14 protein-coding genes are annotated in these 19,099 nt (G+C 73.6%); 4 read left to right on the forward strand and 10 right to left on the reverse strand.

Annotation, left to right across the window (positions count from 1 at the left end; all coding sequences use genetic code 11):
• Nucleotides 1-1,693, reverse strand: a 1,693-nt coding sequence (locus ALMP_RS25205) for a PA14 domain-containing protein (protein ID WP_264932083.1), incomplete at its 3' end; no start/stop codon positions are given.
• 187 nt (nucleotides 1,694-1,880) lie between these two features.
• Between ALMP_RS25205 and ALMP_RS25210 the strand changes: the two genes are divergently transcribed.
• Complete coding sequence (locus ALMP_RS25210) at nucleotides 1,881-2,531, forward strand: response regulator transcription factor (protein WP_264932085.1); 651 nt, start codon at nucleotides 1,881-1,883, stop codon at nucleotides 2,529-2,531.
• A 48-nt stretch (nucleotides 2,532-2,579) separates the two neighbouring features.
• On the opposite strand, the gene ALMP_RS25215 is transcribed toward ALMP_RS25210, so the two are convergent.
• From ALMP_RS25215 to ALMP_RS25225, 3 genes are all read right to left on the reverse strand, one after another.
• Nucleotides 2,580-2,837 (reverse strand): LysR family transcriptional regulator, encoded by a 258-nt coding sequence (locus ALMP_RS25215; protein ID WP_188179151.1) that lies wholly within the window; start codon nucleotides 2,835-2,837, stop codon nucleotides 2,580-2,582.
• Nucleotides 2,838-3,035: 198 nt separating this feature from the next.
• Nucleotides 3,036-5,579 carry an ABC transporter permease gene (locus tag ALMP_RS25220; RefSeq protein ID WP_264932087.1) on the reverse strand — a complete coding sequence of 848 codons (2,544 nt, stop codon included), beginning with the start codon at nucleotides 5,577-5,579 and terminating at the stop codon, nucleotides 3,036-3,038.
• The gene (locus ALMP_RS25225; RefSeq protein ID WP_264932089.1) at nucleotides 5,579-6,349 is read right to left on the reverse strand and encodes an ABC transporter ATP-binding protein; all 771 of its coding nucleotides are present in this window, start codon (nucleotides 6,347-6,349) and stop codon (nucleotides 5,579-5,581) included. The genes ALMP_RS25220 and ALMP_RS25225 overlap by 1 nt, the downstream gene beginning before the upstream one ends.
• Nucleotides 6,350-6,604: 255 nt before the next feature.
• On the opposite strand from ALMP_RS25225, the gene ALMP_RS25230 reads away from it, so the two are divergent.
• Nucleotides 6,605-7,828: a cytochrome P450 gene (locus tag ALMP_RS25230; RefSeq protein WP_264932090.1), complete on the forward strand. Its 1,224-nt coding sequence runs from the start codon at nucleotides 6,605-6,607 to the stop codon at nucleotides 7,826-7,828.
• 248 nt (nucleotides 7,829-8,076) lie between these two features.
• Here the strand turns inward: ALMP_RS25230 and ALMP_RS25235 are convergent, their stop codons facing one another.
• Nucleotides 8,077-10,152: an AarF/ABC1/UbiB kinase family protein gene (locus tag ALMP_RS25235; RefSeq protein ID WP_264932092.1), complete on the reverse strand. Its 2,076-nt coding sequence runs from the start codon at nucleotides 10,150-10,152 to the stop codon at nucleotides 8,077-8,079.
• A 54-nt stretch (nucleotides 10,153-10,206) separates the two neighbouring features.
• Nucleotides 10,207-11,853 (reverse strand): tryptophan 7-halogenase, encoded by a 1,647-nt coding sequence (locus ALMP_RS25240; RefSeq protein WP_264932094.1) that lies wholly within the window; start codon nucleotides 11,851-11,853, stop codon nucleotides 10,207-10,209.
• A 158-nt stretch (nucleotides 11,854-12,011) separates the two neighbouring features.
• Between ALMP_RS25240 and ALMP_RS25245 the strand changes: the two genes are divergently transcribed.
• Nucleotides 12,012-12,260 carry a DUF6269 family protein gene (locus tag ALMP_RS25245; RefSeq protein ID WP_264932095.1) on the forward strand — a complete coding sequence of 83 codons (249 nt, stop codon included), beginning with the start codon at nucleotides 12,012-12,014 and terminating at the stop codon, nucleotides 12,258-12,260.
• A 319-nt stretch (nucleotides 12,261-12,579) separates the two neighbouring features.
• Here ALMP_RS25245 and ALMP_RS25250 read toward each other — a convergent pair whose 3' ends face one another.
• Nucleotides 12,580-14,442, reverse strand: a complete 1,863-nt coding sequence (locus tag ALMP_RS25250) for a transcriptional regulator (protein ID WP_264932096.1) — start codon at nucleotides 14,440-14,442, stop codon at nucleotides 12,580-12,582.
• A gap of 211 nt (nucleotides 14,443-14,653) precedes the next feature.
• On the opposite strand from ALMP_RS25250, the gene ALMP_RS25255 reads away from it, so the two are divergent.
• On the forward strand, nucleotides 14,654-14,902 hold the full coding sequence (locus ALMP_RS25255; protein ID WP_264932098.1) for a hypothetical protein: 249 nt from the start codon (nucleotides 14,654-14,656) through the stop codon (nucleotides 14,900-14,902).
• A gap of 12 nt (nucleotides 14,903-14,914) precedes the next feature.
• Here ALMP_RS25255 and ALMP_RS25260 read toward each other — a convergent pair whose 3' ends face one another.
• The 3 genes from ALMP_RS25260 to ALMP_RS25270 all read right to left on the reverse strand — a co-directional run.
• Nucleotides 14,915-17,902 (reverse strand): BTAD domain-containing putative transcriptional regulator, encoded by a 2,988-nt coding sequence (locus tag ALMP_RS25260; protein WP_264932099.1) that lies wholly within the window; start codon nucleotides 17,900-17,902, stop codon nucleotides 14,915-14,917.
• Between the two features lie 82 nt (nucleotides 17,903-17,984).
• The gene (locus ALMP_RS25265) at nucleotides 17,985-18,218 is read right to left on the reverse strand and encodes an acyl-CoA carboxylase subunit epsilon (protein WP_264932100.1); all 234 of its coding nucleotides are present in this window, start codon (nucleotides 18,216-18,218) and stop codon (nucleotides 17,985-17,987) included.
• Between the two features lie 11 nt (nucleotides 18,219-18,229).
• Nucleotides 18,230-19,099, reverse strand: an 870-nt coding sequence (locus ALMP_RS25270) for a carboxyl transferase domain-containing protein (RefSeq protein ID WP_309299533.1), incomplete at its 5' end; no start/stop codon positions are given.

Genomic DNA, 19,099 nt, shown 5'->3' on the forward strand with positions numbered 1-19,099 from the left:
GCGGGCGGACGGTGGTGAGCCGGTGGTCGGCCGAGTAGCCGAAGTCGGTCGTCTCGGCGCCGGGGTTGACGACGCGGACCAGCTTGCCGTCGCGGTAGTGCAGCTGCGTGGTGCCGGCGCCCGGCACCCGGACGGCGCACACATAGCCCGCCGGCGCGGCGCGGTCCTCGCACGCCTCGTCGCCCGCGTAGCGGAAGACCAGGCCCTCGTCCTCGGCGGCGTCGATCCCGGCGGCCTGCCCCTCGGGTGTGGCGCCGGCCCCGGCGGGGGCGTTCTCGGCGTCGGCGGCGGCTGCGCGGGCACGTTCGCCGGGCGCCTGCCCGACCGCCCGGCCCGCCGCCGCTGCCGACCCGGTGGCCGGCTGCCCGGCCGTCCGGTCTGTCGCCGCGCCCGTCACGGTCGCGCCGGTAGCGCCGGCCACACCGGTCGTACCAGTCACACCGGTCGCGCCGGTCACTCCTGCGGCGCCAGCAGCGCCCCTCGCCCCCGCGGCGCCCATCGCGCCCGCCTGCGTCGTCGCCGGGCCGGTCGCGGCCGGGGTGACCTGCCAGCCCGGGGGGAGTACGGCGGCGGAGGGTTGCAGCCAGGAGGCGGGGACGGGGGCGGCGCGCCCACCTGCGGTGGCCCACAGCGCGACCTGCCCGCCCTTGCCCGGACGGCGGTACTCGACGGTGATCCGGTGGCTGCTCCCGGCCTTCAGCCGTACGCCCCTGCCGTACGCGGGTCGGCCGTCGCCGGCCCGGGTGCCCTTCCAGTCGTCGAGGACGGGGCGGCCGTCGACCAGGACGCGCAGTCCGCCGTCGTAGGTGCCGCCGAGGCGGTAGGTGCCGTCGGCCGGTACCGACAGCCGTCCGCTCCAGCGCACCCGGAACGCGGCGTCGGCGGAGGCGTCCGGGTAGGGGGCGGCGGCGCCCCAGCGGAAGTCGACCCGGGCGTCGGTGCGCACCGCGGCCGGCTCGTCCCCGTCGCCGATGGCCGCCTCGGCGTCACCGGCGTAGTAGGAGCCGGTCAGCCCGCCGACGGTGCTCGCGGCCTGCGCGTCGTAGCTGAAGGTCGCGCCGAGGACGCCCGAGCCGGTGGACACCTGGGCGGTGCCGACGGACGTGGTGACGTTGCCGGTGGCCAGGTTGACGGTGACGGGGCCGAGGGTGTCGGTGGGGACCGGGCCGCCCGCCTCCTGGGCGCCCAGCAGCTGGCTCACCGTGAAGGAGCGGGCCTTCGCGTCCGGACCGACGCGGCCGGCGGTGTCCCTGGTGCGCACCGTCCACCGGTAGTGGCCGCCGTCCTTCAGCAGTCCGGCAGGAACCTGCCAACGCGGCGACGTGATCCAGCCGGAGGAGGTCACCTGCCCGGTGCGCGGGCCGTCACCGGTGCCGAGGACGAACTCGTAGGCGGCGCCTGTCTGGCGCTGCGCGGACAGCCACGGACGGGTGCCGGTGACGGTCGTGGCGTCGGCGGGCGCCGCCGCCGCGGCGGAGCTGCCGCCGGGCCGGGTGGCCGTGCCGCGGAAGTCTCCCTCGGGCCAGACGGGCCGGTTGGGCGAGCCGGGCGCGGCGGCCAGGAGCGGCACCCGGCTCGCGTCGCCCCGCCCGGCGGCCTCGGTGGTCGCCGGGTGGATCGCTCCCAGCAGGGTGAAGGACAGTGCCGTCGCGGCGGTCGCGGCGGTCCATCCGAGTCTCTTGGTGTGAGCCATGCCCGATCACCACTCCAAAAGGGGAAAGCGTGAAAAAAGAGACAGGGGGAAGGCAGCGCATGGCGGCGCTTGGGGGGGTAGGGCCGTCCCGATGCTGTCAGTGGCCGGATCCGTACCGAAGCCCACAGTGAATCTTTGAATACGGTCCGGTGGCTGACCGGTGGCCCGTGCAACTACGGTGCTGCCCGTGACCATTCGCATACTTCTCGCCGACGACCAGGAGTCGGTGCGCATCGGGTTCCGCCTGATCCTGGATTCCCAACCGGACATGGAGGTCGTCGGAGAGGCCGAGGACGGACGGCAGGCGGTGGAACTGGCCGAGCGGCTGAAGCCGGACGTGGTGCTCGCCGACATCCGGATGCCCCGCATGGACGGACTGGAGGTGACCCGGCGGCTCGCCGGGCCGGAGGCCGTGGACCCGGTGCGGGTGGTGGTCGTGACGACGTTCGGGCTGGACGAGTACGTCCACACCGCGCTGCACAACGGCGCGTGCGGGTTCCTGCTGAAGCGGTCGGGGCCCGCCCTGCTGGTGGAGGCGGTCCGGGCGGCGATGGCCGGCGACACCCTGATCAGCCCTTCGCTGACGGTGAGCCTGCTCCAGCACGCGCAGAGCGCGGGCCGGCCCCGGGCGGCGCAGCCGCGGGAGGCGCTGACGGAGCGGGAGACGGAGATCGCGCGGCTGGTCGCCAAGGGGCTGACCAACGCGGAGATCGGTGCGCAGCTGTTCATCTCGGCGGGTACGGCCAAGACGCACATCGCCAACATCCAGCGCAAGCTGGACGCCCGCAACCGGGTGGGCATCGCCGCCTGGGTCTGGGGCAACGGGCTCGTGGAGTAGCGGCGCGCTCCGGCCGGCCCCGGCCACCCGATGCCGGGGCCGGCCGGGTCAGGTGGGTGCGCAGACGTCCTTCATGCTGTCGATCAGGGCGAGCACGGCCCGTGCGGAGGGCAATATCATGCGGCCCTCCCGGGTGAGTCTCGCGCCTGTCGAATCGCGTGTGAAGAGTTTGATCCCCAGCACCTGTTCGAGGCACTTGATCTGATAACTGATGGCGGGTTGTGAATATCCGAGCACCCTTGCGGCTTGATCCATGCGTCCGATCTCGGCCACGGACACAAAAGCACGGAATTCACGCTCGTGCATCACTCCCCCTGTCTGTCTGATGCGACCATGCACTTCCATGTCAACCGACGGGAAATAACGGGGCAATGGAAGGTGCAGGAAGCTGCAAGGGTCGCACCGGGCGGAGCTTTCGCGGCGCCGGCGCACGGCAGCGAGCCCGGGGCCCACCGCGTTGCGGTGGGCCCCGGGCTCGTCGTCGCCGCGGGCGGGCCGTCCGGGTCAGCCGTGACTGATCGCCTTGAGGACGTTGAGCCGGGCTCCGCGCCGGGCCGGGGCGATCGAGGCGATGACTCCGACGACGCCGGCCCCGATCAGGTAGGCGACCATCTGGCCCCACGGCAGGGAGAGCCGGGTGACTCCCTGGTCCTCCATGGCGTGGGCGACGGCGAGGCCGAGCACTCCGCCGACCGCGATGCCGAGGACCGCGCCGAAGAGCGAGATCACCACCGATTCGGTCATGATCATGCGGACCGTCTGGCCGCGGCTGAGCCCGATCGCGCGCAGCGCGCCCATCTCCCGGGTCCGCTCCAGGATGGACAGGGCCAGGGTGTTGACGATGCCGAGGATCGCGATGAGCATCGCCACGCCGAGCAGTGCCTGGACGACGGCGAGCATCATGGCGAACCCGCCGCTGAACTCCTCGATGACGTCCTCGCGGGTCTGCACCGTCACCTCGGGGCTGTCCTTGAGGAGGTTCTCGACGCTGGAGCGCACCTGGGACTGGTCGGCCCCGCCGGCCAGCTGGAAGAACGCCTGGGAAGGCTGCTTGGCGCGGAAGCCGCTCTCGGCGTCGGCCCAGGGCACGACCATGCCGGTGACGAGCGTGGAGTTCGCGTAGATCCCGGCGAGCCGGTAGGTACGGGCCTCACCGCGCTGGAGCTGGACGCGGACGGTGTCGCCGGCCTTCAGGCCGCGGCTGTCGGCGGTGCTCTTGTTCATCAGTACGGACCCGGCGGCCAGGGCGTCGATGGACCCGTCGGCGGCCTTGAGGCCGAGCACCTGGCGGGCCGCGCCCCAGTCCCGCCAGGCGGCCACGGCCTGGTGGTCCGTGCCGACGGTGGCGGTGTCCATCGTCACGGCCGCCACCTGGCTCACGCCTGGCACCTGGGCGATCCGGTCCAGCGCGGCCGGGTCGATGGCCGCGGAGTCGGCCGAGCCGGCTTCGCCCATGGCGACCAGGTCGGCCTTGAGGTCGCGGCGGATGTCGCGGGTGACGCTGTCCTCGGAGGAGGCGGCGACCGTGCTGATGGCGGTGACCAGGGCCACGCCGATCATCATGGCGGAGGCGGTGATGGCGGTACGGCGGGGGTTGCGGGCCGAGTTGCCGCGGCCCAGGCGGCCGGGCAGCGAGCGGGCGAACAGCGCGCCGAGCACCTGGACGGCGGGCCGGCTGATCAGCGGGGTGAGCAGGGCGACGCCGATGAAGGCGGGCAGGATGCCGAGCAGGATCAGGTTGACCCCGTCGGAGCCGACCGAGCCGGCGACGAGCAGCAGCGTGCCGAGGCCGAGCAGGATCGCCCCGGTCCAGGTCTGCTTGCGGTGCCGTCCCTCCGGTCCCGCAGCGGCCCGGATCACGGAGATGGGCGCGACCTTGGAGGCCCGCATCGCCGGGAAGAGGGCGGCCAGCATCGTGGTGAGGATGCCCACCGCGAACGCGGTGACGACGGCGCTCGCGGGGACGCCGAGCGAGGTGACCTTCAGGCCGTCGGTGGACCCGGCCAGCAGGTCGGAGCCGAGCGCCCCGATGCCGATACCGGCCGCGAGGCCCAGCGTCGAGGAGACCAGGCCGACGACGAACGACTCCAGCAGCACGGAGCCGATCATCTGCTTGCGGCTGGCGCCCAGGGCGCGCAGCAGGGCCAGTTCCCGCATGCGCTGAGCGACGATGATGGAGAAGGTGTTGACGATCAGGAAGACACCGACGAGGACCGCGACGGCGGCGAAGCCGAGCAGCATCGTGCTCATCATGTCGAGGATGCCGCGGGACTTGTCGGAGGCCTTCTCGGCGAGCTGACGGCCGGTCAGCACCTCGTAGTCGGCGCCGAGGTCCTTGCCGAGCGCGGCGGCCACGCCGGCGGCGGAGGCACCGGACGCGAGATCGACGCGGACCCCGGAGAAGTCGCCCACCTTGCCGAGCATGAGCCGCTGGGCGACCGGCTCGTTGAACACCACGGTCTGCTCGCCGCCGATGGAGTCCCGGTCGCCGGAGTAGCCGAAGACACCGGCCACGGTGAAGTCCTGCCGCGGCTCGTTGGTCAGCACACCGATCCGGTCGCCGACCTTCAGGCCCGCCTTCTCGGCGAGTCCGGCGTTGACGGCGATCTCGCCGTCGGCGCGCGGCGCGTGGCCGGAGCGCAGGGTGATCAGGTCGTTCTCGCCGCGCCAGCTGCCGCCGTAGCGGGGGCCGCCGGTGCCGGGGACGACCTTGCCGTCCTTGCCGATGGCGCGGGCGCCCTCGGCGAGGACCAGGCCGCTCGCCCGGTCGACGCCGTCCACCCGGGCCACCTTGTCGACCAGCGCCGTGTCCACCGGGGGCACCGCCGCCGGGTCGTCGGCGGCCTGGGCCTTCACCCGGGGCTTGTGCTCGACGTACAGGTCGATGTCCTCGTACGCGCCGCTGAACTGGGCGTCGATGGAGCGGTTCAGGGTGTCCTTGATGACCATCGCGCCGGACACGAACATCACGGCGAGGACGATCGCGAGGCCGGACAGGACCAGCCGCAGCTTGCGGGAGAGCAGGCTCTTGAGGGTTGCCGTCAGCATCACGCCACCCGCGTCCGGGAGTCGAGGGTGCGCATCATGTCCAGGACGGCGTCGGCGGTCGGCTCGCGCAGTTCGTTCACGATCCGGCCGTCGGCGAGGAAGACGACGCGGTCGGCGTAGGAGGCGGCCCGCGGGTCGTGCGTGACCATGACGATGGTCTGGCCGAGGGTGCGGACCGAGTCGCGCAGGAACTCCAGCACCTCGGTGCCGGAGGCGGAGTCGAGGTTGCCGGTCGGCTCGTCGGCGAAGATGACCTCCGGCTGGGAGACCAGGGCGCGGGCGCAGGCCACGCGCTGCTGCTGGCCGCCGGAGAGTTCGGTGGGCCGGTGGCCGAGACGCTGGGCGAGGCCGACGGTGTCCACAACCCGGTCGAACCAGTCCTTGGACGGCTTGCGGCCCGCGATCGCCAGCGGCAGCAGGATGTTCTCCTCGGCCGTCAGCGTCGGCAGCAGGTTGAACTGCTGGAAGATGAAGCCGATTTGGTTGCGGCGCAGCAGGGTGAGTTCCTTGTCCGACATGTCGCTCACCCGGGCGTCACCGATGTAGACCTCGCCCTCGGTGAGGGTGTCCAGGCCGGCCAGCGTGTGCATGAGGGTCGACTTGCCGGAGCCCGACGGCCCCATGATCGCGGTGAATTCACCGGCCGTGAATTCGACGTCCACACCACGCAGTGCCGCGACTTGCGCCTCTCCTTCGCCGTACAGCTTCGTCACACCGACAGCTCGGGCGGCGACCTGACGCTTCGTCGAAGCCGAAATGGTCGCGGTCATGACTCACACTCCCCACACGGGTTGAATCGGACGGTTCATGACCGGGCACTGTGCACCGTGTCCGGCTGATGGAAGGAACTTACGGAGAAGGCCACCGGGGCCACATCTACCGAACGGCATAGATGCTCCTCCCTCCCCGGCCCCGGTTCCGAGCGCAGATAGAACTCTTGAATGCAGCACTGCGCCGAACGGCACAGCGCGCCTAGCGTGCCGAGACGAACGGGCACTCCCGGCGCGGCGGTACGGAGGTCGGACATGACAGCCACGCGGACTCTTTCCAAGTACTGGATGCTGACGAACGAGTTCACCCAGAATCCCTATCCGGTGCTCGAACACGTGCGGCGCGAGAGCCCGGTGCGAGAACTCGCCTTCCCCGACGGCGGACGGGCCTTCGTGGTGACCCGCTACGAGGACGCGAAGGCCGCGCTCGCCGATCCCCGCCTCAGCCGGGACATCCATGTCCACTACCGCCTGATGTCGGAGCGCACCGGGCGTGCGATGACCCCGCCGCCTGAGGAGGCCAACCACCTGGCGAACCTGGAGCCGCCGCGCCACACCCCGCTGCGCCGGGCGATCAGCTTCGCGTTCACCCCGCGCCGGGCGGAGGCGCTGCGCCCCCGGGTGGAGGTGATCGCCGACACGCTGCTCGACGCGCTGCCCACCGGCGCCGAGGCCGACCTGATCGAGGGCTACGCCGACCCGCTGCCGGTGATCACCATCGCGGAGCTGATGGGTGTGCCCGCCGACAGCTGGCCGGACTTCCTGCGCTGGTCGGCCGCGCTGCGCACCTACTCCCCCACCGACGGCTCCGGCGCCCTGGACCGCAACATCCGGGAGCTGTCCGCCTACATGGCCGAGCTGATCGCCCGTAAGGAGCGGGAGCCGGGCGAGGACCTGCTGTCCGCGCTGATCCACGCCGACGATGAGCGCCGGCTGACCAGCACCGAGATCCTCTCCACCGGCTTCGCCCTGATGACCGGCGGCAACGACACCACCGCCAGCCTGGTCGGCGGGGTGCTCGCGGCGCTGCTGACGCATCCCGCCGAGCGGGAGCGGCTGATGACGGAGCCCGGTCGCTGGACCAAATCGATGGACGAGCTGATCCGTTACGTCGGACCCATCAGCAACGCCCTCCAGCGGGTCACCACCGAGCCGGTGGAGCTGGGCGGGGTGACCATCCCGGCCGGCGAGGTCGTCGTGATCTGCGTGATGTCCACCAACCGGGACACCGGGCAGTTCCCGGACCGCCCCGACGAACTGGACCTGGAGCGCCCCAAGCCGGCCCATCTGTCCTTCGGCCACGGCATCCACTACTGCTCGGGCGCCCACCTGGCCAAGGTGATCACCGAGATCGCCGCCCGCCGTCTCTTCGAGCGCTTCCCGTCCACCCGCCTCGCCGTCGACCCGTCCCGCCTGGAGTACGCGCAGAACGTGGTCGTACGCCCGCTGAAGGCGCTGCCGGTCCTCCTGCGCCCGTGACACCTCGCCGGACCGCCGGGCCGCGCGCCTGACACACGGCCGGCGGCCGGCCGGCCGTGCGGGCGGCCGGCCTGACGGAAGTCCGTGGACGGTCACCGTGACCGGTCCGCTCGGCCGGGCACAACGCGTGGTCGACCAGCGCGCTCGCGGCGTTCTCCCGCTCCCGTGCGTGCTGCGGGCTGTCCGCGCGTGCGATGGACATGGAGACCACGGCGCTGCGCGTACCGTCCTCCTCTCCGTCGCCGCGCTCACTCCGGGCGGCGCATCGCGGTGTACAGGGCCCGCAGGATGAGGATCGCGCTCACCGCGAGCACGTGGTAGCCGATCAGCGGGTACAGCTCCAGCTGCGGAGTCACCCGCGGCCCCTTGCCGGTGCCGAAGACGACCAGCATCACGCCCATCAGCCCGGTGCAGGCGGCCATCAGACTGACCGTCACCTGGTGGACCAGACCGGAGACGAACCGCCGCTCCCGCTCGTCGGCGAGCACCCGGACCCGGACCCCGAGCCGGCCCTCCTCCAGCGAGGCGCTGATGCGTTCCGCCCGCCGCGGCAGTCTGCGCAGCATGGGCAGGACGTGCAGCAGCTCCTGGGCGGCGCCGTGCAGCAGGGACGACACCGTCGCCGAGCCCGGGGCTCCGCCTCCGCCGCCGTACGCCCCGGACGCGCCGGGCCACAGCCGGTCGGTGAGCATGCCCACGGCGAACGCGCGGGCCTCCTGGAGGAGGTCGAAGGACGGGGCGAGCCGGGTGAGGGTGCCCTCGATGGTGGCGAGCGCCCGGAACACCGCCGCGACCTCGGGCGGCACCGCCAGCCCGAACCTCGCCAGCATCCGGAACAGGGCGGTGAACATCTCCGTGTCGGGCTGGGCGTCCACACCCAGGTGCCGGGCCATGAAACGGGCCAGCTCCCGCTCCAGCAGCGGCCCGGGCAGCGGCTCCTCGTGCACGGTGGCCCGGGTGCCGAGCAGGGCGAGCAGCGCGTCGTGCAGTCCGGCCGGGTCCCCGCGGTCGACGGCGACCAGCAACTCCCGGATGGCGAGCTGGCCGGAGGGGTCGATACGGCCCACCGAACCGAAGTCGATCAGCCCGATCCGCCCGTCGTCCAGCAGCAGCATGTTGCCCGGGTGCGGGTCGGCGTGGAAGACGCCCACCCGCAGGATCTGGTGGAGCATCGAGCGGAACGCCGTACGGGCCAGCGCCTCCCGGTCGTGGCCGGCGGCGTCGGCGACGGGGCCCGCCCGGTCGAAGGTGACCCCCTCCATCCACTCCTGCACCAGGATCCGGGCGGAGGTGTACTCGTAGTAGACGTGCGGGATGCGCACCCGGGCGTCGTCCTCGCGGCCTCCGGTGGCCTTGGCGACGGCGCCCGCGTTGCGCGCCTCGATACGGAAGTCCAGCTCCTCGCGCACGGACTCGGCGAACCCGTCGCTGAGTTCGCGCAGGCCGAACGCCTGGGCGGCGCGGATACGGCTGCGCAGGCTGCGGCTGACCGCGAGGACGATGTCCAGGTCCCGCTCGACCACCTCGCGGATGCCGGGCCGCTGGATCTTCACCACGACCGTGGGCCCGCCGCGCAGCCGCGCCCGGTGCACCTGCGCGATGGAGGCGGCGGCCAGCGGCGTGTGCTCGATGCTCTCGAACACCTCGGCGACCGGCCGGCCCAGCTCCTTGCGCAGCACGGCCTCGACCTCGGGCCAGGGCGCCGGCGGTACGTCGCTCTGGAGCCGGCTCAGTTCGTCGATGAAGTGCGGTGGCAGCAGATCGCGCCGGGTGGAGAGCACCTGGCCGAGCTTGATGAACGCTCCGCCGCACTCCTCCAGGGCCCGGCGCGCCGAGCGGGCGGACTGCTCCCCGAACGGGCCGGGCCGCATCGCCCGCTCCCAGCCGGCCCGCCCGCGCAGCACCCAGCCCAGTCCGTTGCGGACGAAGATCCGGCTGATCTGCCCGTAGCGACGGGCGCGGCGCACCCGGTCGGCGAGTCCGCGCGCCACCTGGAGGGGCCGGGCCCAGCTGCCGTAGGGGACGAAGACCTCCAGGGCCACCAGGGTGACCATGGTCGCGAACAGCGCGAGCGGGATCTGGATGGTGGACAGGGCCTCCAGGTCGTCCTCGCGGTGCTTGAGCAACTGCCCGTACACGAACAGACTCGCCACGCCCACCAGGCCGGCGACGAGGGCGCGCAGCGGGCCGACGCTGACCCCGAGGAGTCGGCGTGACGTGGTGGAGACGCCCGCGGCGAGGGCGGCGAGGAGGACCGTGGCGGTCAGGGCGACGAGGAGGGTGACGGACAGGTCGCTGAAGACACCTTCGGCCAGTAATGCCATGAATACCGCTCCCTGGATAGGTCGCGGCACACCCTAGGGCGAAATCGGCGGTGGTCAGAGGGGTGTGGCAGCTTCATGCAACCGCGCGGCCGGCACGGCCCGCGCCCGCGCGACGGGCAGGGCCGCCCGCCGGTGCAGCCGGCGCAGCCCGTCGCGGGCGGCGGGCAGGGTCTCCAGCAGGATCCGCTGCTGCCGGCCGACCCTGGCGAACAGCTCGGCCGTCGCGCCGGCGGCCGCCGGGCGGTGCGCGAGCGCGGCGCGGGGGGCCGGGCGGCCGGTGAGCAGGGCCGCGAGCAGCGCGCGCTGCGCGTCCTCGCCGGGCGCCGCGGACAGTCCCGCCCGGAAGGCGGCGAGGCACTCGTCGAGGGCGGGTGACAGCGGCAGTTCGCACTGGGCCCGCCAGAACGGGGTGTCTGCGCGCGGTGCCGCCGCGAAGTGCAGCCGGGCCAGGTCGAGTTCGCGGGCGTCGCGGGCGGCGACGGCCCGGTTGAAGCGGGCGGCGGGCGCCTCCCGGGCCGACCGCGCGGGCAGGTCGCGCAGGAACCGGTCGACGGTGTCCAGGACGGCGTCCAGGGCGTCCCCGGCGAGCGGTTCCACGGCGCACGCGGCCGTGCCCACCGCCAGGCAGTTCTTCACCCACGCGCGCCGCAGGCGGCCGGGGCGGTGGCGGACACCGCGCGGCTCGACCCGGTCGGCGCGCAGCCCGAGCAGGGAGCACAGGGTGCGGGCCGCGGTGTCGGCGTCGGTCAGCTCGCCGGCGTAGGCGACGCCGGCCCCGTGGCCGTCGTGCAGCGGCGTCGTCCACGCCCAGCCGTCCGGGAGGGCGGTGACGGTGGCGTACGGCTCCACCCGGTCGGCGTCGCCGGGGCCGCCGTGGACGCTGTGGCCGCCGGGGCCGCGATGGGAGACGGACACGGTGACGGCGCTGTCGCACAGCGGTCCGCCGGGGACCTCGTCGAACGGTTCGCCGAGTTCTCCCGCCAGCAGCAGCCGGCGTTCCCCGGTGCAGTCCAGGAAGAAATCCCCGGCGACCTCCCGGCCGTCCCGGATGTGCAGCGCGGTGACCATTCCGTCGCCGTCCCGCCGTACGCCGGCCGGAATTCCCCGGACCAGCCGCACACCGAGACGGCGTACGGCGATGTTCCGCAGGAAATCGGCGAACAGCCGGGTGTCGACATTCCAGCCGTGCGTCAGGGCCGTACGGCCGTCCAGCCAGCGCGGTGATTTTCCGGCGTCCAGCAACGGCGGTTCACGAAAACAGGCGTAATCGAAGGGCACCACGGTCTCGCCGCGATGCCGGCGGTCGAGCCAGTGATCGAGGAGCGGGAATTCCTCGCATTCCGGCATGCGCGCGTACGGGCGGTAGAAGTGGTCCGGCGCTCCGTTCGCGAGGGTGCGTGCCGCCGCCCGGGCCGGGCCTTCGGTCCGCCAGTTCACATGCCGCACGGCCACCCGGAAGGCAGCCCGGCAGTGGCTGACCCATATCTCCTCGGGCACGCCGAGGGCGTCGGGCAGCGCCCGCTGTGCCTCCGGTGAAACGGCTGTGACCTGCGCCGTCTCGGCTCCGTCCGGGACGTCGTACGGCGACTGCACGACCCGCACGGCGACCGTGCCGCCCAGCGCGAGCGCCAGCCGGACGGCGGCGGCCCAGCCGGCCACCGAACCGCCCACCACGACGATGCCTTCGATGCTGCTCTCCACGGGGAGACGTTCTCCGCGCGGTCTGTACGGAATATATAGCGCGGCTTGCGCCGCCCTGTACGGGAGGCCGGAGAAAACCGCGGCAATTCGTATTCCAACTGCTCCGAATCTGTTGCTCAGGACCCAGAAGGGGCCGGTCGAACGACAGAGGAGGAGCCATGCACGAGGACCAGGAATCCCCTTCCAGGGTTCAGCATCCGCTTCAGGTGCTGCAGGAGATCGAGCAGCTCGCGGAAATCGAGATGGGAAGCGACCGGGCGTCGTCGCTCGACCTTCCCTCGCCGTCCGCCCGACTGCTCGCGGAATACGTCAACGCGATCAGTGAGCTCATGGCCCAGGGGCGTGATCTGGACGTCCTGTCCGACGTGTACACCTTCGACGAGGGCCACGCGGGCGGCTGCGGCTGAGTCCGTTCCGGCAGGCCCCGGCGGCCGCCGTCGCCACCGGGGCCCACCGGGCCGGCGCCCGGCACCCGGCCGACCACCATCGGCGCCCACCCCGCGCGACGCCGCCCCCGACCGGGGCGGCACGGCGCGCGCACCACGGCACGGCGACGCGCCCGTGTCCAGGTCGAAACGGTCGACCTGGACACGGGCGCGGGGGTGGAACACGGGCCGGGAGCCGGCCGGAGACCAGTGAGATCAGTGAGGCCTGGGAAGCCGTGAGGCCGTCGGACCGGTGAGGCCGTGCGGCCGTGGGTGCGGAAGGGAGGTGCGGTGGATGAGGTCAGGCGGCGGCGAGGGCCATGGGTCCCTGTTGGCGGGCGAAGAGGCGGACCAGCGGCGGGAGCCGGTAGGCGGGCCGGCCGTCGGCGTAGGTGGCCGTGGCCTCCAGCAGGCGGGCGTCGGCCAGCTGGTCGAGGACGTCCTCGGCGTCGTCCGTTCCGGTGCCCAGGAGCACGGCGGCGACGTCCGGGGTCAGCGGCGCCGCACCGGCCGCGCCGAGCGCGGCGAACGCCTCGGCGAGGGACGCGGGCAGGGCGTCGAGGACGGCACGCAGGCCCTCGGTCACGTCGAGGCTGCCGAGCCTCAGCTCGGCGAGCCGGCGCTCCTCCGGCTCCAGGCGGGCGGCCAGCCGGGCGGCGGACCACTGGGGGCGGGCCGCGAGCCGGGCGGCCGCGATCCGCAGGGCGAGCGGGTTGCGGTCGCACAGCTCGGCGACGCGCACGGCCGCCTCGGGCTGCGCGGTGATCCGGGCCGGACCGGCGACGGCGGCGAGCAGGCGCACCGCGTCGCCCGGCTCCAGCGCTCCGAGCCGCACCTGGAGGGTGCCCTCCAGCGAGGCCAGCGGGGCGCGGACGCCGGTGACGACGGTGCGGCTGCCGCCCCCGCCGGGCAGCAGCGGCCGCACCTGGGCGTCGTCCTCCGCGCCGTCGAGGACGACCAGCATCCGGCGGCCGGCCGACAGGGTCCGGTAGAGCTGGACCCGTTCGTCGAGGCTCACGGGCAGCTCGTCGGGGGCGGCCCCGAGGGCGCGCAGGAACCAGCCGAGGACCTCACCGGGGCCGCGGGCGGCACCGGCCGAGCGCAGGTCGGCGTGGAGCCGGCCGTCCGGGAAGGCGTCACGGCAGCGTTCGGCGGCGTACCGCGCGAGGGCCGACTTGCCGCTGCCCGGCGCCCCGGTGATCACCACGTCCCGCCCCCCGAGCACGGCCTCCAGCACCTGGGCGACCTCCTCGCGCCGCCCGGTGAAGTCGCCCGGCGGGGCCGGCACCTGGGCGGGAACGGGCCCGGGACGCGACGGGCCGGACGCGGAGGACGGCCGGTCGACCCGCCCCGGGGCCTCGGGGCGGCAGGAGTCGGCGGGGCCCGCCCCGGCGGTGAGGGTGAGGTGCGCGCGGACGGGCGCGGCGGGCTCGGGCAGGGTGGCGGTGAGGATCTGCTGGTGCAGGGCGCGCAGGTCCCGGCCCGGGTCGACGCCGAGGTCCTCGGCGAGCAGGCGCCGGCCCTCCTCGTAGACGGCGAGGGCGTCGGCCTGCCGGCCGCACCGGTACAGCGCGGTCATCAGCTGGCCGCGCAGCCGCTCGCGCAGCGGGTGCTGGGCCACGTGCCGGGTGAGGCCGGGGACCGTCTCGGTGTGGTGGCCCAGGGCGAGCGCGGCCTCGGCCCGGTGCTCCACGGCGGTGAGCCGGGCCTCCTCCAGCCGGGGGCCCTCGGCCTCCGCGAACCGCTCGGTGACGCCGGTCAGCACGGGGCCGTTCCACAGCGCGAGGGCGGCCGCGAACCGGCGCTCGGCGTCGGCGTGCCGGCCGGCCCGAAGGTCGGCGCCGCCGGCCTCGGTGAGGTCGCGGAAGGACGCCCAGTCGAAGCAGGCGTCACCGATGTCCATGCGGTAGCCCTGGCCGCTGCGTTCCAGGACGACGGCGGGGCCGAGGCGGGTGCGCAGCCGGGACACGTAGGTGTACAGCTGCTTGGTGCTGGTGGCCGGCGGGTCCCAGTCCCACAGCAGGGCGGTGAGCCGCTCGTCCGGGATGACCTTGCCCCCGGCCAGCAGCAGGGCGGCCAGCACGGTGCGCTGCTTGCCGCCGTCGAGTGCGATCGGCCGGCCTTCGTGCTCGGCCGACACGAAGCCGAGGACCCGGAAGTCCATGTCGCCCTCCTCGCGGCGCGTGGCCCGGTGCGGTCACCGGGCCGACTGCGCGGAACGCTACGGAGCGGCTCTTTGGCACCGGCATCGCCGCGATTTCGTGGCCGCGAAAGCGATACGAAACCGCCGGAGAAAGCCCCCTCCGTACGGTCGTTGACGTACCGCGGTTCCCCGGTCCGCGGCCCACCCGCACAGCGAGCCCCAGGAGGACACCATGAAGCGCTTCGTCATCACCTCGGCCAGGATCGTCGCGACGACGGGCGTGGCCCTGTGGGTCGCGGTGGCCGCCACGGGTGCCGCCCAGGCGCAGTCCCCGGCCGCGGCGCCCACGCACGTGATCGCCGGCGACGACCCGTGGACGAGAGTGGCCCCGCAGGGCGACGACCCCTGGACGATCGTGGCCCCGCGGGGTGACGACCCCTGGACGACGGTGACCCCGCAGGGCGACGACCCCTGGACCTGATCCCGCCGCCCCTCATGGCTGCACCAGCCCGAACAACTCCTCGCCGTCGATCGGCCCCGGCCGGGAGAGCAGGTCCAGCAGCCGGGTCGTACGGTCCCGCCAGGACGGGGCGCCGACCTCGGTGAAGAGGTCCGCGGCGACCTTCAGGCAGTCGATCGCGCCGTCCGACTCGCCGCGCAGCGCCCGCAGACAGCCCAGCACGGCCCCGGCGCGGGCCTCCAGATAGCGGTCCGGTACCTCGGCGGCCGTCGTCAGCGCCTGCTCCAGTACCTCCTCGGCCTCCTCGATCCGGTCCTGGCGCCACAACGCCTCGCCCAGCGTGCGCAGCGCGTGGGTCTCACCGCGCCGGTCGCCGCTGCCGCGCACCAGCTCCAGCGCGCGCCGGCACGCCTCCTCGGCCCGTTCGCCGTCGCCCTGGTGGGTCAGCACCTCCGCGAGCCGGACCGTGCTCTGCGCCTCACCGCGCGCCGTCCCGAGACCGCGGCTCCTCGCCACCGCCTCCGAGGACAGCACCAGGCTCGCCTGCGGCTGGCCGCGCTCCAGCTCGATCTGGGCCAGCAGGCCGAGCACATGTGCCTCGGCGTAGCGGTCGCCCGCCCGGCGGAACAGTTCCAGGGAGCGGTGCCCGAGGTCCCGGGCCGCGGTCAGGTCACCGCCGTGCCGTTCGCACAGGGCCAGGTTGCGCAGGACCAGCGCACGGCCCCGGTCCTGCCCGGTCTCCTCGAACAGGCCGAGCGCCCGCTCCAGGTGGCCGGCCGCCGCGTCGTAGGCCCAGCCGACGATCTCCAGCGTGCCCAGCGAGTGCAGCATGACGGCCTCACCGAGCCGGTCACCGGCGGCGCGGGCGGCGGACAGCGCGCGTTCGGCGCAGTACCGCCAGTCCTCCAGGTAGTCGCGGTTCTGGAAAAGGGTGACGCTGGTGACGGTCAGGTCCCAGGCGTAGGCGGCCTCCTCCTCGCGGGCCAGCTGGTCCACCAGGCCGGTGATCGAGCCGCGTTCGCTCTCGAACCACTCCATGGGGTCTTCCAGCAGGCTGTCCGCGAGGTGCTCCGGCAGCTCGTGCAGCGGCGCCGGGCCGTGGACGATCGTGAAGTCCCCGCCGTAGACACGGCGGTGGGCGGCGCCGGCCAGGGCGAGCCAGGCGCCCGCCACCCGGCGCAGTGCGGCCCGCCGCTCGTCCTCCGGGTCCTCGGCCAGGGACAGTTCCCGGGCGAACAGCCGGGGCAGGCCCTGGAAGCGGTAGCGGACATGGCCGGTGGCCGAGGAGGACGGCACCAGCAGCTGCGCGTCGACGAGTTCCTCGATGAGGTCCTCGGCGTCGAACGGGTCGATGTCGAGCAGCGCGGCCCCGGCCCAGGACGCGAAGTCGGGCACGTTGACGAAGCCGAGCATGCGGAACATCCGCGCGGCGGTGGTCGGCAGGTCGCGGTAGCTCAGCCGCAGACCGGCCCGTACGCCCCGCTGGTCGGGAGGGCTGAGTTCGTCGAGCCTGCGGTGCTGGTCCTCCAGGCGGGCCACCAGGGTCCGTACCGACCAGTGCGGTTTGGCGGTCAGGCGGGCGGCGGCGATGCGCAGCGCGAGCGGCAGCCGGTCACACAGGGCGCTGAGCCGGGCGGCGGCGATCGGATCGGCGGTCAGCCGGCCGTCCCCGGCGACCCGGGAGAGCAGCGCGATCGACTCGTCCTGGCCCAGCGCGTCCAGGTGCAGGGGGACGAAGGCGTAGTCGCCGGCGAGGGCGCCGCCCATCGGGTCGCGGCTGGTGACCAGGACGCAGCACCGCCCGCTGCCGGGCAGCAGCGGGTGGATCTGCTGGAACGAGCGGGCGTTGTCCAGCACGATCAGCAGCCGACGGCCGTCGAGGAGGCTGCGGAAGAGCGCGCCGCGTTCGTTGAGGTCGGCGGGGACCTCCGGGCCGGGCACGCCGAGGGCGCGCAGGAAGCGGTCGAGCACCTCGCTGGGGCGGCGGGGGGCCTCCTCGTCGTAGCCGCGCATGTCGGCGAAGAGCTGGCCGTCCGGGAAACGGCCGGCGACCTGGTGCGCCCAGTGGACGGCGAGCGCGGTCTTGCCCACGCCGCCGATGCCGGTGATGGAGCCGACCGGCAGCGCGGGACCGTCGAGGTGGTCCAGCAGCCGGTCCAGGCCGGCCAGTTCGGGATGGCGCCCGGTGAACGAGGCGACGTCGGACGGCAGATGGGCGGGGACGGCGGTGGTCAGCACCGGGGCCGCCGACTCGACGGGGAGGCTGAGGCGCGGGGAGTCGTTGAGGATCTCCTCGTGCATCTCCTGGAGGCCGGGCCCGGGTTCGATGCCCAGCTCGTCGGCGAGGATCCGCCGGCCCTCCCGGTACGTCTCCAGCGCCTCCGCGCGTCGCCCGGAGCGGTACTGGGCCAGCATGAGGTGGGCCTTGGCCTGCTCGCGCAGCGGGTGTTCGCGGACGAAGGGGACCAGTTCGCCGATCACCTCGCGGTGCTGCCCGAGTTCGAGGCGCAGCCCCATGTACTCCTCGTAGACGTCCAGCCGCATGCCGGTCAGCCGGGCGGCCTCGGCCTCCACCCGCTCGGCCGAGACGCCCTCCAGGGCGGGGCCGCGCCACATGGCGAGGGCCTCCTCGAAGCGCGCGCAGGCCTCCTCGCCGCGGCCGCTGCGGGCGGCGGCCCGGCCGGCCGCGACACACTCCTCGAACTCCAGGGCGTCGATGCGGTGTTCGCCGGTGAACAGCATGTAGCCGGGGTGGCTGGTGACGACCACGTCCTCGACGCCGGCCGCCTCCTTGAGGGCCTTGCGCAGGGAGGAGACGCAGATGGCGATCTGGTTGCGGGCGGTCGAGGGCGGGTTGCCCTGCCAGACGGCGTCGGCGAGCGTCTCGACCGAGACGACCCGGTCCGGCGCCAGCAACAGCATGGACATGATGGTGCGGCGGCGGGCTCCGGTGAGTACGACCGGCTGCCCGCCGGCAATGATCTCCAGCGGCCCCAGGATCCGGAACACGACCTGAAGCACGACCTGCCTCCCTTTGTGGCCCGTTCTTGCCGCTTTTGCACTGATTAACAGGGCGGTAGGGGCCCCGCAACGACACTGGCAGTTAGCTGCCAGCGGGAGTTTCGTCCGCCATCCAGGAGGCCGGTGGCAACGGCTGCGGTCTCGTCCAGCGGGCGCCGCGCGGCGCGGGTGCGCGCCCCGACGGGTGCTCCTCGGCGCCGGCCGCCAGGACGGTCAGAAGGGCGGCGACGACGGCCAGTTCCTCCGCGGACGGGGTGCCCCGGACGACCCTGAACAGGGTGGGGCCGAGCGGCCCGCCGAACGGTGACGTGGACATGGTGGCCTCCTTCACGCCGGGGGGTTGCCGTGCTTGCGGACGGGCATCGGGGCGTGCTTGGCGCGGAGCACGGCCAGCGCCCCGATCAGCGTGGAGCGGGTGTCGGCCGGGTCGATGACGTCGTCGACCAGGCCCCGCTCGGCGGCGTAGTAGGGGTGCATCAGCTCGGCCTTGTACTCCTTGACCAGCTGGGTGCGCATCGCCTCCGGGTCCTCGGCCTCGGCGATCCGGCGGCGGAAGACGACGTTGGCGGCGCCCTCGGCGCCCATCACGGCGATCTCGTTGGCCGGCCAGGCGAAGGAGAGGTCGGCGCCGATGGAACGGGAGTCCATGACGATGTACGCGCCGCCGTACGCCTTGCGCAGGATCACCTGGATCCGGGGCACGGTGGCGTCGCAGTAGGCGTAGAGGAGCTTCGCGCCGTGCCGGATGATGCCGCCGTGCTCCTGCCCTACGCCCGGCAGGAACCCGGGGACGTCGACCAGGGTGACGAGGGGAATGTTGAAGGCGTCGCACATCTGGACGAACCGTGCAGCCTTCTCGCTGGCCTCGATGTCCAGGACGCCGGCGAGGGTCTGCGGCTGGTTGGCGATGATGCCGACGACCTGGCCGTCGAGCCGGGCCAGGGCGCAGATGATGTTGCGGGCCCAGCGCTCGTGGACCTCCAGGTACTCGCCGTCGTCGACGATCTCCTCGATCACGGCGGCCATGTCGTACGGCCTGCTGCCGTCCACCGGCACCAGTTCGAGCAGCCGCTCGCACCGGCGGTCGGCCGGGTCCGTCGCGGGGGCGGACGGCGGCAGCTCGCGGTTGTTGCGCGGGAGGAGGGAGAGGAGGTAGCGGACCTCCGCGATGCAGGTCTCCTCGTCGTCGTAGGCGAA

It is taken from the genome of Streptomyces sp. A012304 (assembly GCF_026008495.1).
GTDB lineage: Bacteria > Actinomycetota > Actinomycetes > Streptomycetales > Streptomycetaceae > Streptomyces.

What these genes read in the sequence shown, in the direction of transcription:
- ALMP_RS25245 (WP_264932095.1), top strand. Translation starts at nt 12,012, where the DNA reads ATGCACGAGGACCAGGAATCCCCTTCCAGGGTTCAGCATCCGCTTCAG.
- ALMP_RS25235 (WP_264932092.1), bottom strand. Translation starts at nt 10,152, where the DNA reads ATGGCATTACTGGCCGAAGGTGTCTTCAGCGACCTGTCCGTCACCCTC.
- ALMP_RS25220 (WP_264932087.1), bottom strand. Translation starts at nt 5,579, where the DNA reads ATGCTGACGGCAACCCTCAAGAGCCTGCTCTCCCGCAAGCTGCGGCTG.
- ALMP_RS25225 (WP_264932089.1), bottom strand. Translation starts at nt 6,349, where the DNA reads ATGACCGCGACCATTTCGGCTTCGACGAAGCGTCAGGTCGCCGCCCGA.
- ALMP_RS25255 (WP_264932098.1), top strand. Translation starts at nt 14,654, where the DNA reads ATGAAGCGCTTCGTCATCACCTCGGCCAGGATCGTCGCGACGACGGGC.
- ALMP_RS25265 (WP_264932100.1), bottom strand. Translation starts at nt 18,218, where the DNA reads ATGTCCACGTCACCGTTCGGCGGGCCGCTCGGCCCCACCCTGTTCAGG.
- ALMP_RS25215 (WP_188179151.1), bottom strand. Translation starts at nt 2,837, where the DNA reads ATGCACGAGCGTGAATTCCGTGCTTTTGTGTCCGTGGCCGAGATCGGA.
- ALMP_RS25230 (WP_264932090.1), top strand. Translation starts at nt 6,605, where the DNA reads ATGACAGCCACGCGGACTCTTTCCAAGTACTGGATGCTGACGAACGAG.
- ALMP_RS25250 (WP_264932096.1), bottom strand. Translation starts at nt 14,442, where the DNA reads ATGGACTTCCGGGTCCTCGGCTTCGTGTCGGCCGAGCACGAAGGCCGG.